Origin of the sequence: Legionella erythra (assembly GCF_001467615.1) — a bacterium.
GTDB classification, from domain to species: domain Bacteria; phylum Pseudomonadota; class Gammaproteobacteria; order Legionellales; family Legionellaceae; genus Legionella_C; species Legionella_C erythra.
Window position 1 is genome coordinate 22,444 of the sequence record NZ_LNYA01000018.1, and the last position, 13,051, is coordinate 35,494.

A 13,051-nucleotide genomic window follows, 5' to 3' on the forward strand; every position below is an offset into this window, starting at 1 on the left:
AAAGCTGTATCAGGATAAGGCCCTTTCGGCTTGATTTAAAGTAGCCGTATTGAGGAGCCACTGAATCTGTGATTGTAAATCAATGTTTATCTGGGACGGTTCTTCGATGTCTCGCGATTCATAAGCGTTTCCTTCGGGGAAAGACGATTGGACGTCCTGCATGTATTTTTGCCGCTGTTCATGCAACCAAACAATTTGCGGTGAGAAAAGCCGCAACATGCCTTCGACCCAACGGTCCAAAACCTGCCAGTACTCGCTGTCGTTAAGCGTCATTTTAAACCGTTTGATAAAACCGGCGATATGGCGGGCATCATAAATGATATCAGAGGAAACCCAGCGGTTGACGGTAAACAGACGAATGGGTTGTCCGTAACAATTCATGGCAATGGCGACCAAATGGGTCATGGGATTGTCCATGTGCTTGTCCCAGTCAGGTAACGCTGTGGGTTTAATGCGGGATGGGATCCCTTTATATCGTAAAAAACAATGAAAATGCCCGTGCTCCATGCTTTCAAAATTTTCGCGATGGCAATGGTAAAAATACTGGGCACCCGTTTGATGGTCAATGCGATCACCCTTGGGGTAATGATTCATGGAGATATGCTTGCGCTTTTTCTCAAGGGTATAGTGAATAATATTCTTACCCCTTGCTGTCGTCATCTGTTGCTGGGTTTCAAGCACCAGCCTTGCGGCACGCAGCAATTGTGATTGTTGAAAAGGACTTAAGCCTGGAAGAGAAAAATTAGACATAGGAAATCGTTAGTCAAGAGAAAGCACTGGGAAACAGCCGCTGTGACCGTTTCCCAGACATGTATCAGCTGCCGCTGCAGCCTTTGCAACCGCCGCAACCTTTACAGCCATTGCAACCTTTGCAGCCTTTGCAACCTTTGCAGCCGTTACAACCATGGCAGCCTTTGCACCCATTACAACCGGTCACTTGAGTACCAGCCGTATCATTGGCGTAGGCAGCAGGGGCAACAGTAGCAGCAGATAAAGCAGTTAATAAAGCGGCAACAGCAACAGTTGATTTTTTCATGATAAGTCTTCCTTGAAAGTAAGTTAAGAACATGAAGCCAATTAAAGAGTAGCAGAAAAAAAATAAATTTTCTTTTCTCCCAAATAAAAAAATCCTGTTTAAAGAAGATAATGCGCAGAGTGTTTAAAGTTAACGAGTGTCGTTTCAAAATTTGTCACGAAGACGGGGAAACAGCCTGGTCTGGCTGTTTCCCGATGTCGACTCTATTAAGATTGGGGAGCCTGATTGGCCTGGTCAGGCGTGCTGGGGTTTGTTGAACTTGTGTTATTGGCAGGGGTATTTTGCTGATTGGGATTGGGTTGATTTTGAGTCGCATCGGTTGTTTGCTGCTGAGCTGGTTGATTGGGATTGGCGGCATTGGCATACGGTTGGGTTTGTGACGCATTGGATTGCGTGCTGGCATCGGCATTGGCATTTGGCTGAGCAGATACAGCGGTTGCAGCGAAAACGGCTAATAATGCAATTACTTTTTTCATGATCTCTCCATCGATTTTATTGGGAACGCCCCTTACCGACAACGGCATATCAAGAGGCAGACTCAATATAGCTGTTAATCGTTGAATTTGACAAGAGTGTCTGATTTTTCAAGCAATTAGTTAACTTATACCAGCGATTTGAGAGCAAGAAGGTATTGGCTTTCATCCGGGTAGCTGGCTGTACGTTGGGCTTGCCAAAGGCATTCGGCCAGTTTCTCAAGCAGCAGGTGTTCAACCGCCAGGGCATCCTGGTATTTCTTGAGCAGTTGTTGATAAACAGCAACGATACCAGCGGGGCGATTGGTTGCCAATTGATCGCGTACGGCCAGGTGAAGTCCCATGTGCAGAAAGGGGTTGGTCTGCCCTAATTCCGGGAAATAGGCTTGCTCGTGTTCAGGCGAGGGATTGTCCAGCATGGCCTGGTATTCAGGGTGATCGATAATCACGTTGACTATCTGCTGCTCCAGAGGCAATAGGGGTTGCGCGTGGCGGTACTTATGCCAGCTTGAATAAAACATCTGCCGGGTGTCGTTCACCTTGTCGCCGTAAAACATGTTTGCCTCGGTTGCAAAAAAATCGATTTTACTGCATTGAATCGTTAACAACAAATGCAATCTGCTGGAATTGTTGACAATTGCGCGTTGCTTGTGAGATAGTTTGCCCTGCGAGGTTGGACTTGCTATGTGTCATTCCACTGGGTCAATTGGCGACACACTGATTGGCCCTTTCTATTCCCTACCCCCGCCATTTCTTCCTGATATTTTTTTCTTCAATTTAGCCGAAAAATGTGATTATATCGAGGTTTTCAATGGACGGAGATGATCATGCGATTTTTTACAGGGTTCTTTACAGCGGCTGTTTCTGGCCAGCAAACCGATCGATTTGTTAAACCGGATAACGCGTTCGACTATCAATCCAGCACCCACCTTCAGCTCGTTAATCAACAGGTTGAGCGCTTCAGTAAAGCATTAGCCGATTTGCAGACTATTGATGATCATATCCTCATTGGCACCGGGATTGCGGTGGGTTCCTGGCTGACCTGCGGTTTTCTTCCTTTGGTGACGGTAGGGATGGTCGTCAGTGCCTATGTGGGCTATTGTGGCCACACCCGCACAGAATATGCCAGCCGTTACAAGGAGGCGCTTGAAGACCTGATTGCAGTCTACCAATGGTCGATGGGTAAAAACACCGACAAGATGTGGTACAAACTAGGCCAAAAAGATCTCCAGAATCTCATTATGACACTGGGTCCCTGGGTTAATACCGACACCATTCATACCTGGAGAAAGGACGATCTTCAACCGTCAACCCTGACTAAATTAACGACAGGCCGCCGAACGGACATTCCTGAGGAAACGGAAAGGCAATTACTCCGGCTTGAGGAAGGCCTGCACATGAATTCAGTTAAATTCCGTCTTTACGGTGAAGGCAGTGTCGACAAATTGCTGAGCAGCATCAAAGACAATGCCATGGCGAAAATAACGGCACTGACGACAGGTTATAAGCAATCTTGAGTTAAAACTGGCTTACCGCCAGTTTTAAACTCAGGCCGATCATTAATAAACCGCTACACAATTCCACGCGCCGCCATACCGCGGTGCGTGATAATACATCTGAAAAATAATGCGTGGTGAAGGTGAGGGAGCTGAACCACAGAAGGCTGGACGTAGCAACGCCCAGTACAAAAGCTTTTTGATGTTCAGGGAATTGTGCACTGTTCGTGCCGATAATCACCAGCGAGTCAATAATGGCATGGGGATTAAGCAGGCTGAAGCCTAAGGCCAGTAAAATGATTTGGAGACGGTTGTTTCCCTGTTGATCAGGTAATTGGGATTGAGCTGATGGGGATTGGAATGCGCTTTTTAAGGCTTTACTGCCGTAGTACAGAAGGAATGCCACACCAAACCAGGTCATGCCGACTTTGAATTGCGGGTGTAATTCCAGAACATGATATAAGCCGGCTACACTGCCGCAGACTAAAATCAGGTCGCAACAAAAACAAACCAGGGCGGATAGCACGGCATGCCGGCGTTGTGCTCCCTGACGGATTAAAAACACATTTTGAGGACCTAAAGCCATGATGAGGGAGAGGCCGAGCAGTAAACCATTAAAATAAACCAACATGATTATTTCCTCCTCAAATTGTGAATGCAGGCATTATCGCTGAAAGTGGGTTATTATTGAAATTAATAATTTTGATTATTGATAAATTTAACTTATGAGATTGGATCACCGTGGCTTACAGGCTTTGGATGCCGTGATAAAAACACAAAGCTTTGCTGCTGCTGCCCAGCAGTTGTTTATAACCCAGCCGGCGATAAGCCAGCGCATCAAGCAACTGGAAGTGATTATGGGCCAGCCTTTGCTCATCCGCAGCCACCCCTACCGGGCGACCCCTCTGGGCGAAAAAATGTTGGGATTGCTGCGCCGTATTCATTTGCTGGAAGAGCATTTTCTTCAGGAAATCGAGCAGGATTTGCCGGCGCGCTTATCGGTGGCGCTTAATCGCGACAGCCTGGAAACCTGGTTTACCCATCTGCTTGCCGATTTGCGTTTTCTCGAAAGAGTGAATCTGGACATCATTACCGATGATCAGGAATTAACGCTGGATTATTTCCGTAAGGGGGCGGTGTCCGCCTGTGTATCCAGCCATGATAAGGCATTGCCCGGTTGTGAATGCATCCTGTTAGGGCATATGGATTATTTACTGGTTGCATCACCTGCCTTTATCGAACGGTATTTTGAGAATGATGCTGCCCTGGAAGATAATCTCTACTACGCGCCGCTCCTTGTTTTTGACAGCCGCGATCGCCTGCATGAGCGCTTCTTTACCCACTTTTTTAAAAAAGCCCTGATGCCGAAGCGCTATAATATGGTGCCTTCCGTGCAGGGATTCAGGGAATTTGCGATTCAGGGCTATGGCTTTGGCCTCATCCCCAGTCTGGATATCACCAGAGAGCTGGCCGCAGGAATACTTAAGGAAATCTGTCCCGGCAAACGCTGGCTCATGCCCCTGTATTGGCATTACTGGCAATTGCCGGCTCAACATTATCAGGAATTCATCGAGACAATCATCCAGGGAGCCAGCCGCTATCTCATCTGATGCGGTTTAGGCAATGTCGACCATGATTTTACCCTGCTCGATGCGCGTCGGGTATATTTTCAATGACTTGGCTTGACTGACCTTACCGAGCACTTTGCCAATGGCAGGCGGCCAAGGCGACCAGCAGGCCACTTCGCCGCTGTCTAAATCAAATTCACTTTTATGAAACGGGCAGACAATGGTATTTTGCTCGGTAATCTTTCCCTTTGCCAGCGGCAGTTTGAAGTGCGGGCATTGTGAAGACATAGCATGAACATTGTCCTTGTGCCAGAGGAAAAGAATTTTGTTGCCGTCAATGGTTGCCACATGCCGCTGCTGCTCCTGTAACTGCGTTAATGCAAGTGCTTCTTTCCAGGCCATGATGTCATTCTCCTTTGAATAAAAGCCACCAGAATAGCAGTCAGCTGCCAAGAAGTCAGGCAAAAAACTCATTTTGCCTAAATAAAAAACAATTTAACATCATTTAGTAAATACTGCTGCAATCATCATTGCAAGTTCTCCATCTAGGGGTATAAAATGCTTGATTAATTTTTCTTGTCAGCCGCTGTTTAAGATAGGTACATTAAGGAGGGGGCGTGCGCTCTTTGTTGAAAAACAACGCAATTTTTGCGATTTTATTCATGAGTGTGATTTCATTCGTCAACGCATCGTCTGCTGCGAAAGTCAGTGATGAAACCTCAAAAGCAGCGGCTGCAACGGTTTTAGCACCAGACGAGGCCCAGTCAGTCGTTCCTGAAGAGCTCAAGCCAGTTCCCAAACAGGATGTGACAGCAGAAACAGGAACGCAACAGGAAAAAATCGCGGAGCCCCTGATTGATGGGTACTACCCGGCTTACCCCCAAACCAAAGCTCCGGCGGATGAGGTTCAGAAAAAACGGATTGAGCGCGGCGAATACCTGGCTAAGATGGGTGATTGCATTGCCTGTCATACCAATGTGAAGGGGGGGACTCCCGCATTTGCCGGCGGATTGCCGATTAACACCCCGTTTGGTACGTTCTATAGCCCCAATATCACCCCGGATAAAGAAACCGGTATTGGTAACTGGACCGAAGATGATTTTATCCGTGCCATGAGAGAGGGCCGCGATCCCAAGGGCAGGAATTATTTTCCGGTTTTCCCCTACATTTATTTCTCAAAGACGACTGAGGATGATTTACGTGCGCTTTATGCGTATTTCATGAGCCTTCCGCCCGTGAAACAGGAAAATAAATCACTTCCTTTCCCATTCAATGTGCCCGGCGCGCGTTTTTCATTATGGGGATGGAACCTGCTGTTCTTCTTCCCGGAAGAAAACGCCATTGACTATCAAAGCGATAAATCACCTGCCTGGAACCGGGGTAAATACATTGTTGACAGTTTAGGGCATTGCAGCATGTGCCACACGCCGCTCAATATGTTTGGTGCGCCGAAAGATCGCTATTACCTGACGGGCAGTTTCATTGACGGCTACTGGGCACCCAATATTACCAAATACGGTTTACGCTCAGCCAGCCGCTATGAAGTAGCAGATGTATTCCTGAAAGGGGAGCTTATCAATCGAGCCGGTCCTGTCGCAGGCCCCATGGCTGAGGTCAATCACAACAGTTTAAGCTACCTGACTGAAGACGATCGCCTGGCGATTGCCACCTACTTGAAAACCGTTGTCAGCGAGGAGTCCCTGGGTGTTTCCCCTTCCGAGCAGCAACCGACCCTGAAGCGCGGCAAACAGGTTTATGTTAATGCCTGCATCATTTGCCATCAGGATAATAAAATGGGAGCGCCGGTTATTGGTGATGGAGCAAACTGGTATAGACGCCTCAAAGACAGTGGTCTGACAGGATTGTATCGTCATGCCATTAACGGCTATAACAGCATGCCGGTCAAAGGCGCCTGCGTAACCTGCAGCGACAATGATATTATCGCGGCCACGGATTATATCTTAAACAAATCGCTTTCCCGATCCCAATGGAGCGACTTAGCCAGTGCCGGTTCACAGAAATACCCCTCTAACGGCAAGATTGTTTACAATGAAAACTGCGGCATGTGCCATGACGAAGGCAAGCAGGGTGCACCTAAAATTGGCGACAAAGCCATCTGGAAGCCGCTGCTGCAAAAAAATATGGATGTCCTAATCGAACAAACGGTGAGTGGTGAATACCATCCCAAAAACGGAGGCTGCAAGCATTGCACGACAGGTGAAGTGATTGAAGCAATCAAGTACATGGTTAGCCAATCGAAGGAAGACGGTAACTATTCCTTGTGGTAAGGGGCGATTGGTCGATAAACAGCGTCATTAAACAATTAATCATCAGGCTGGTTACCCGCAACCAGCCAATAATAATAAGGTGAGGGATGGGGATGCGAAACAGGTTTAAGGCTGGCGGTTTGCTTGCGGCCGCCGGAGTCGGGCTACTGACAACTCAAACAGCCACAGCTGCGGCTGATACGTGGCAGTTAAATATGTATGAAGGGGTAACGCCTTTAAGCCATGACATGTATTTTTTGCATACGACCTCGATGATCGTGTGTGCATTGATTGGTATTGTGGTATTTGGTGTGATGATTTACTCACTTATTCATCACCGCAAGTCGGTTGGGTACAAGCCGGCCGCTTTTCATGATAACCCGCGCCTTGAAATAGTCTGGTCTGTGATTCCGTTTCTGATTCTCATCGCGTTGGCGATTCCGGCAACTACCATCCTGATGCGGCTTGAAGACAGCAGCGATTCAGACGTCACCATTAAGGTGGTTGGATCGCAATGGAAGTGGCAATACCAATACCTGGATCAGGGGATTAGTTTCTTCAGTAATCTCGCCACGCCCTATGATCAAATTCAGAATAAACAGAAAAAAGGGCAATGGTATCTGCTGGAAGTTGACAAACCGTTGGTGGTTCCTGTTAACCGTAAAATCAGATTTTTGGTCACATCGACTGACGTGATTCATTCCTGGTGGGTGCCTGAACTGGGTGTTAAACGCGATGCCATGCCCGGATTCATGCATGAAGCCTGGGCGCGTATCGAAAAGCCAGGTGTTTACCGTGGTCAGTGTACAGAATTATGCGGTATTAACCATGGGTATATGCCGATTGTGGTTTATGCCGTGAGTGATGAAGACTTCAATAAATGGGTCGACGAACAGGTCAAGGTAGAAGATATTTATGCAGCCGGCGCCGATAAACCCAAAGAGCAGGTTAAAATGACCCGCGAGGAATTAATGACGCTGGGTAAAACCAAATACGAAGCCATTTGTGCGGCTTGCCATAAGGCAGACGGCAAGGGTTTACCGCCCATGTTCCCTCCCTTGAAGGGAAGCTCCATTGCCGTTGGTAAACCCATCAGCCGACACATTGCTCTTGTCCTTGATGGCGTGCCCGGTTCGGCCATGCAGGCTTACAAGGATCAACTGACTGATCAGGAAATCGCTGCCGTCGTGACCTATGAGCGAAATGCCTGGGATAACAATACAAATGATGAAGTGCAGCCTGCCGATGTCGCCAAGGTACGATCCGGGGAAGTTCAGGCACCTAAAATAGTGAAAAAAGCGCAAGCTGGAGGTTTACGATGAGTCAAACATTGGCACATGATCTTGACCACCATGATGAACATGATCATGGACCAGAACAAGGTAAGGGGTTTATCGGTTTTGCCAAGCGATGGTTATTTACCACCAACCACAAAGACATCGGCTCGTTATATCTTTGGATAGCGATGTTAAGTTTCTTTCTGGCAGGCGGCATGGCCTTGATCATTCGGGCCGAACTGTTTCAACCGGGTCATCGTTTTGTCGACCCCAACTTTTTTAATCAGATGACCACCATGCATGGTCTCATCATGCTCTTCGGGGTCGTTATGCCGGCCTTTACCGGTATGGCCAACTGGCAAATCCCCATGATGATTGGTGCGCCTGATATGGCTTTGCCGCGGTTAAATAACTGGAGCTTCTGGATATTGCCGTTTGCGTTTGCATTGTTGTTTTCAACCATGTTCCACAGTGGCGGCGGCCCTAATTTCGGTTGGACAATGTATGCGCCCTTATCCACGAAATATGCCCCACCCAGCACGGATTTCATGATCTTTGCGGTGCATATGATGGGATTGTCATCCATCATGGGTTCTATCAATATTATCGCCACCATTCTGAACATGCGTGCTCCCGGCATGACATTGATGAAGATGCCGATGTTCGTGTGGACCTGGCTCATCACCGCCTTTCTGCTCATCGCGATCATGCCGGTTTTAGCTGGTGCGGTCACCATGATGTTGGCCGATCGCCATTTTGGTACCAGCTTTTTTGACGCGGCAGGCGGCGGCGATCCGATTTTGTTCCAGCATGTCTTCTGGTTCTTTGGCCACCCTGAGGTGTACGTCCTGATTCTACCGGCTTTCGGTGTAATCTCCGAGATTATTCCAACGTTTAGCCGTAAACCCTTGTTTGGTTATCATTTCATGGTGTATGCAACAGTCAGCATTGCGCTGCTTTCATTCATCGTGTGGGTCCATCACATGTTCACCACCGGCGTGCCGCTTGGGGCTGAGTTGTTCTTCATGTATGCAACGATGCTGATTTCGGTTCCAACTGGCATTAAAGTCTTCAACTGGGTCAGCACCATGTTTAAAGGTGCCATGACGTTTGAAACGCCCATGCTGTTTGCGGTGGCCTTTGTGTTCCTGTTTACGATAGGCGGTTTTACAGGCTTAATGCTTGCCCTGGTGCCCGCGGATTACCAGTATCAGGATACCTATTTCGTCGTGGCTCATTTCCATTACGTCCTTGTCCCTGGCGCTATCTTCTCCTTAATGGCGGCAACCTATTACTGGCTGCCTAAATGGACCGGGCACATGTACAATGAGTGCCTGGGTAAGTGGCATTTCTGGCTGTCTGCCATTTCAGTCAATATCGCTTTTTTCCCCATGCATTTCCTGGGATTGGCCGGTATGCCAAGACGTATCCCTGATTATGCCTTGCAGTTTACTAACTTCAACATGATTTCTACTGTGGGTGCCTTTATTTTTGGCTTTTCACAACTCTTGTTTTTATACAATGTGTTCATGACTGTGAAGCGCCGTCATGAGGGCAAACGGCTGGATGCACGGGTTTGGGAGGGGGCTCACGGTTTGGAGTGGACCTTATCTTCACCGCCTCCGTATCACAGTTTCACAACGCCCCCGACAGTCCCCTAGTGGGGAAGGCAGTTAATGCCTGGCATTAACTGCCGTATGAGGTAAAAATGAACAAGCAGGTGGGTGAATGCAGTGAAAGGTCATAAAAAATTAGTTTTGTTATTATCACTCATCGTGCTCAGCATGTTTGGATTCGGATTTGCGTTGGTGCCCATTTACAACAGCCTTTGCCAGACCTTGGGTATTAATGGTAAAACCAATAATCAAGCCGCGGCTTATGATGCCAAACATGCGTTGGTGGATAAAAACAGAATGGTCACGGTGCAATTTGTTTCAACCACAAACAGCAGTTTACCCTGGGCTTTTTATCCCAAGGTAACAAAAATTAAGGTACACCCCGGTGAAATAGCTAAATTGGCTTTTTATGCTGAAAATAAAAGCAATTTCCGGATGACCGTACAGGCAATACCCAGCGTAACACCTGGCATTGCCGCAAAATATTTAAAGAAGACAGAGTGTTTTTGTTTTACGCAGCAAACGTTGAATGGGCACGAAGCCATGGATATGCCTCTGCTGTTTCATCTTGATAATGATTTGCCGGCGGAGGTGAAAACAATCACATTGTCTTACACCTTATTCGATGTAACCAATCGTGTAATTAATTGACTCTGGATGCCAGTGGTTATCCAGGCAAATGAGAAAGAGGAGAAAAAAACCCATGGGAGCGCACGGTACTTATTACGTCCCTAAGCCTAGCCATTGGCCGCTGGTCGGCTCCATTGGCCTGACCACAACCCTGGTTGGTGCTGCGTCATGGCTGCATGATGACTGGTATGGCCCCTACATTTTTTTTGCCGGTCTCTGTATTCTTGTCGGCATGATGTTCGGCTGGTTTGGTCAAGTCATTTATGAAAACGAAAAAGGGCTTTACGATCTGCAGGTCGATCGGTCCTTCCGTTGGGGGATGTGCTGGTTTATTTTCTCAGAAGTATGTTTCTTTGGTGCCTTTTTCGGGGCATTGTTTTTTTGTCGGTATTGGTCAGTGCCGTTGCTCGGCGGGGAAATGCATCCCATCACCCACTATACCTTGTGGTCTGACTTTGTTGCCAAATGGCCTCTGTTGCAAAACCCTAACAATCAGCTTTTCACTGGTGCATCCGAGGCGATGGGCGCGTGGGGTCTTGCGGCAATCAACACGCTAATCCTGCTGACCTCCGGGGTGACCATCACCTGGGCGCATTGGGCGTTGAAACTCAACAAGCGCAAACAACTGATAGCAGGCATGGTGTTGACCATCCTTCTCGGGATCTTGTTCCTTTCTTTGCAATCCTACGAATACCATGAAGCTTATACTGAGATGAATCTGACTCTCGATGCCGGAATTTATGGTACGACTTTCTTTATGTTGACCGGTTTCCATGGTTTGCATGTGACCATTGGAACCATCATGTTAATTGTTATTTTAATCCGTTGCATAAAGGGCCATTTTACACCGGAAAGACATTTTGCCTTTGAAGCGGTAGCCTGGTACTGGCATTTTGTAGATGTGGTGTGGCTTTTTCTGTTTATTTTTGTGTATTGGCTCTAAGCGCTATCAAGCGCGCAGGACGTCACTTGCGCGCTAAAGTTTGGTGTTCACCAAAAAGCCGGGTTGATAGTTAATGTGTAGAATTTCAAACGTGTAAGTAAACTGATAATGACTGTAGCGGGTGTTAATAATTTGTGCTTCACCTCGGAAAAATGGGGAAATAAAGGCAACAGGACTCTCCTTGTCAATATACTCTGTGCAGGTAACTACCAGTTCGTTTTCTGACAATACAACAAGACTGCATGAAACATCCCTATTTTCAAATTTAATGATTACGTTTACTTCATGAATGGGCTGAATTTGCATCTACATCTCCCTTCATGTTAAGTATAGGTACAAATGGACGCAGCAATGACCAATTTGAGATTTATTTTCATGGGCGTGGGGGATTCAGTGACACAATGTGCGCAAAATTATACCAAAATGCGGGTAAAAAATAAACAGACTGATCAAGGTAATTTTTTTATGCGATAACGGCTTCCTGGTCTGCAGACGCCATTAATCAGGATATCATGGCAAACCTTACCCTATAACCGGTTAAATTCATTAGGTTATCGTTCTGATGTATTGAGGAATATCTTCAAACGGCATCGGTTTTTCAAACAGAAAGCCCTGATAAAAATCAATGTTATACTGCTTGATAGTCTGCAGTTCGTCGTGGGTTTCTATTCCCTCGCAGATTATCTTAATCTTTAGCTTGCTGGCCATCTCACATATTTTTTCCAATATAATTTGTTTCACCTCATGGGTATGAATTTGATGAACCAATTCATGATCGAGCTTCACGTAATCAGGCTGCAACTCCGTGAGTAAATTTAAAGAACTATAACCAGAGCCTAAATCGTCAAGCGCCATACCATATCCTTGATTTCTATAATAATCAATAATTGATAACAAATGCTTTTTATCCTTGACTTCATCACTCTCGGTCACCTCAAATACAATTTGAGAAGGGTGAATGGCGGTCTTTTTTAATGACTGGTTCGTGGTAGTCAAGCAAAAGAGCGGATCATAGATGGCGGTTGGATTGAAATTTATAAATATTTTTTTCTCTGAGACATCAATTTTACTCATGTTCTCAATATGGCAGATCCGGGCATTTTTATCTAATAAGAAAAGGAGGTCGCTGGATTTAGCTGCCCCAAATAGATCAAGAGGAGGAATAATCCTGGTGTCCTGCCTTCCCCTCAGTAAACATTCAAAACCATACGGCTTTAGCGTATCTCGGTGTAAAATAGGCTGACAGAATGTTGTGAGTTCCTTGTTTTTTATGAGTTCTACCAACCATTGGGATAAGCACAGGCCGACAACTTTTTTTAATGAGTGAGTGTGGTTTAATACCCGCTCAATGTTTCTCTCGGCCATATCCATGGGCAACAAAACAGCCTTGCTGTCTTCCAGTTCTGCCTGTGAATAGCATCGTTCCAGTGTTTGACCTAATCTCAGGGCTTCGTCAGAAGAAAAAAATAACTCAATAATATCGCCCGCTTTGATGTTGAAATCATAATGGCATTGAGCCAGGTAATTGACTAATTTGGAATAGCAATGACCACGTGGCGGTGAAATCAGCAATTGATAACCACCGGTTAGTTGATAGCTTGCTGCTGAATCACATTTTGGACATGGCATCGACTTTCCCTGCTTGACCATTCTTGTTTTACTCATAATTATAGATCTGTTTTTTGTTGGGAGCGTCGTTGAAATGCCATCAAAAGAGACGAGTATCGGGTTATCCAGGAATTTTT

The 13,051-nt window shown here is 46.5% G+C and carries 15 protein-coding genes; 7 read left to right on the forward strand and 8 right to left on the reverse strand.

Going from position 1 to position 13,051, the window contains the following annotated elements:
* Nucleotides 1–9: 9 nt before the first annotated feature.
* The 4 genes from Lery_RS03760 to Lery_RS03775 all read right to left on the reverse strand — a co-directional run bounded on the left by Lery_RS03760 (nt 10) and on the right by Lery_RS03775 (nt 2,066).
* Nucleotides 10–750, reverse strand: a complete 741-nt coding sequence (locus tag Lery_RS03760) for a DUF6969 family protein (RefSeq protein WP_058525924.1) — start codon at nt 748–750, stop codon at nt 10–12.
* A 64-nt stretch (nt 751–814) separates the two neighbouring features.
* Nucleotides 815–1,036, reverse strand: a complete 222-nt coding sequence (locus Lery_RS03765) for a hypothetical protein (protein ID WP_058525925.1) — start codon at nt 1,034–1,036, stop codon at nt 815–817.
* A gap of 206 nt (nt 1,037–1,242) precedes the next feature.
* A complete protein-coding gene (locus Lery_RS03770) occupies nt 1,243–1,512 on the reverse strand; it encodes a hypothetical protein (protein ID WP_058525926.1) in 270 nt (89 codons plus the stop codon).
* Nucleotides 1,513–1,637: 125 nt separating this feature from the next.
* Nucleotides 1,638–2,066 (reverse strand): DUF1841 family protein, encoded by a 429-nt coding sequence (locus Lery_RS03775; protein ID WP_058526046.1) that lies wholly within the window; start codon nt 2,064–2,066, stop codon nt 1,638–1,640.
* 270 nt (nt 2,067–2,336) lie between these two features.
* On the opposite strand from Lery_RS03775, the gene Lery_RS03780 reads away from it, so the two are divergent.
* Nucleotides 2,337–3,026 (forward strand): hypothetical protein, encoded by a 690-nt coding sequence (locus tag Lery_RS03780; RefSeq protein WP_131751022.1) that lies wholly within the window; start codon nt 2,337–2,339, stop codon nt 3,024–3,026.
* Nucleotide 3,027: 1 nt separating this feature from the next.
* Here the strand turns inward: Lery_RS03780 and Lery_RS03785 are convergent, their stop codons facing one another.
* Nucleotides 3,028–3,636 (reverse strand): LysE/ArgO family amino acid transporter, encoded by a 609-nt coding sequence (locus Lery_RS03785; RefSeq protein ID WP_058525928.1) that lies wholly within the window; start codon nt 3,634–3,636, stop codon nt 3,028–3,030.
* A 94-nt stretch (nt 3,637–3,730) separates the two neighbouring features.
* On the opposite strand from Lery_RS03785, the gene Lery_RS03790 reads away from it, so the two are divergent.
* Nucleotides 3,731–4,615, forward strand: coding sequence for an ArgP/LysG family DNA-binding transcriptional regulator (locus Lery_RS03790; RefSeq protein ID WP_058525929.1), 885 nt, complete (start codon nt 3,731–3,733; stop codon nt 4,613–4,615).
* 6 nt (nt 4,616–4,621) lie between these two features.
* Here Lery_RS03790 and Lery_RS03795 read toward each other — a convergent pair whose 3' ends face one another.
* Complete coding sequence (locus Lery_RS03795; protein WP_058526047.1) at nt 4,622–4,975, reverse strand: Rieske (2Fe-2S) protein; 354 nt, start codon at nt 4,973–4,975, stop codon at nt 4,622–4,624.
* A 215-nt stretch (nt 4,976–5,190) separates the two neighbouring features.
* On the opposite strand from Lery_RS03795, the gene Lery_RS03800 reads away from it, so the two are divergent.
* From Lery_RS03800 to Lery_RS03820, 5 genes are all read left to right on the forward strand, one after another.
* The gene (locus Lery_RS03800; RefSeq protein ID WP_237759138.1) at nt 5,191–6,861 is read left to right on the forward strand and encodes a c-type cytochrome; all 1,671 of its coding nucleotides are present in this window, start codon (nt 5,191–5,193) and stop codon (nt 6,859–6,861) included.
* Between the two features lie 92 nt (nt 6,862–6,953).
* Entirely contained in the window at nt 6,954–8,162 is a 1,209-nt protein-coding gene (gene coxB / locus Lery_RS03805) for a cytochrome c oxidase subunit II (protein WP_058526049.1), read from the forward strand.
* On the forward strand, nt 8,159–9,778 hold the full coding sequence (gene ctaD, locus Lery_RS03810) for a cytochrome c oxidase subunit I (protein WP_058525930.1): 1,620 nt from the start codon (nt 8,159–8,161) through the stop codon (nt 9,776–9,778). Before coxB ends, ctaD begins: the two co-directional genes overlap by 4 nt.
* Before the next feature lie 63 nt (nt 9,779–9,841).
* Nucleotides 9,842–10,384, forward strand: coding sequence for a cytochrome c oxidase assembly protein (locus Lery_RS03815; RefSeq protein WP_058525931.1), 543 nt, complete (start codon nt 9,842–9,844; stop codon nt 10,382–10,384).
* A gap of 52 nt (nt 10,385–10,436) precedes the next feature.
* Nucleotides 10,437–11,306: a cytochrome c oxidase subunit 3 gene (locus tag Lery_RS03820; RefSeq protein ID WP_058525932.1), complete on the forward strand. Its 870-nt coding sequence runs from the start codon at nt 10,437–10,439 to the stop codon at nt 11,304–11,306.
* A 33-nt stretch (nt 11,307–11,339) separates the two neighbouring features.
* On the opposite strand, the gene Lery_RS15505 is transcribed toward Lery_RS03820, so the two are convergent.
* Nucleotides 11,340–11,612, reverse strand: a complete 273-nt coding sequence (locus Lery_RS15505; RefSeq protein ID WP_058525933.1) for a hypothetical protein — start codon at nt 11,610–11,612, stop codon at nt 11,340–11,342.
* 240 nt (nt 11,613–11,852) lie between these two features.
* Nucleotides 11,853–12,935: an EAL domain-containing protein gene (locus Lery_RS03830; protein ID WP_058525934.1), complete on the reverse strand. Its 1,083-nt coding sequence runs from the start codon at nt 12,933–12,935 to the stop codon at nt 11,853–11,855.
* Nucleotides 12,936–13,051: the final 116 nt, after the last annotated feature.

Bases quoted from the DNA above. Each gene is read 5' to 3' on its own strand.
- coxB (WP_058526049.1), top strand. From the start codon at position 6,954: ATGCGAAACAGGTTTAAGGCTGGCGGTTTGCTTGCGGCCGCCGGAGTC.
- Lery_RS03830 (WP_058525934.1), bottom strand. From the start codon at position 12,935: ATGCCATGTCCAAAATGTGATTCAGCAGCAAGCTATCAACTAACCGGT.
- Lery_RS03785 (WP_058525928.1), bottom strand. From the start codon at position 3,636: ATGTTGGTTTATTTTAATGGTTTACTGCTCGGCCTCTCCCTCATCATG.
- Lery_RS03765 (WP_058525925.1), bottom strand. From the start codon at position 1,036: ATGAAAAAATCAACTGTTGCTGTTGCCGCTTTATTAACTGCTTTATCT.
- Lery_RS03820 (WP_058525932.1), top strand. From the start codon at position 10,437: ATGGGAGCGCACGGTACTTATTACGTCCCTAAGCCTAGCCATTGGCCG.
- Lery_RS03790 (WP_058525929.1), top strand. From the start codon at position 3,731: ATGAGATTGGATCACCGTGGCTTACAGGCTTTGGATGCCGTGATAAAA.
- Lery_RS15505 (WP_058525933.1), bottom strand. From the start codon at position 11,612: ATGCAAATTCAGCCCATTCATGAAGTAAACGTAATCATTAAATTTGAA.
- Lery_RS03770 (WP_058525926.1), bottom strand. From the start codon at position 1,512: ATGAAAAAAGTAATTGCATTATTAGCCGTTTTCGCTGCAACCGCTGTA.
- Lery_RS03760 (WP_058525924.1), bottom strand. From the start codon at position 750: ATGTCTAATTTTTCTCTTCCAGGCTTAAGTCCTTTTCAACAATCACAA.
- ctaD (WP_058525930.1), top strand. From the start codon at position 8,159: ATGAGTCAAACATTGGCACATGATCTTGACCACCATGATGAACATGAT.
- Lery_RS03780 (WP_131751022.1), top strand. From the start codon at position 2,337: ATGCGATTTTTTACAGGGTTCTTTACAGCGGCTGTTTCTGGCCAGCAA.
- Lery_RS03795 (WP_058526047.1), bottom strand. From the start codon at position 4,975: ATGGCCTGGAAAGAAGCACTTGCATTAACGCAGTTACAGGAGCAGCAG.
- Lery_RS03775 (WP_058526046.1), bottom strand. From the start codon at position 2,066: ATGTTTTACGGCGACAAGGTGAACGACACCCGGCAGATGTTTTATTCA.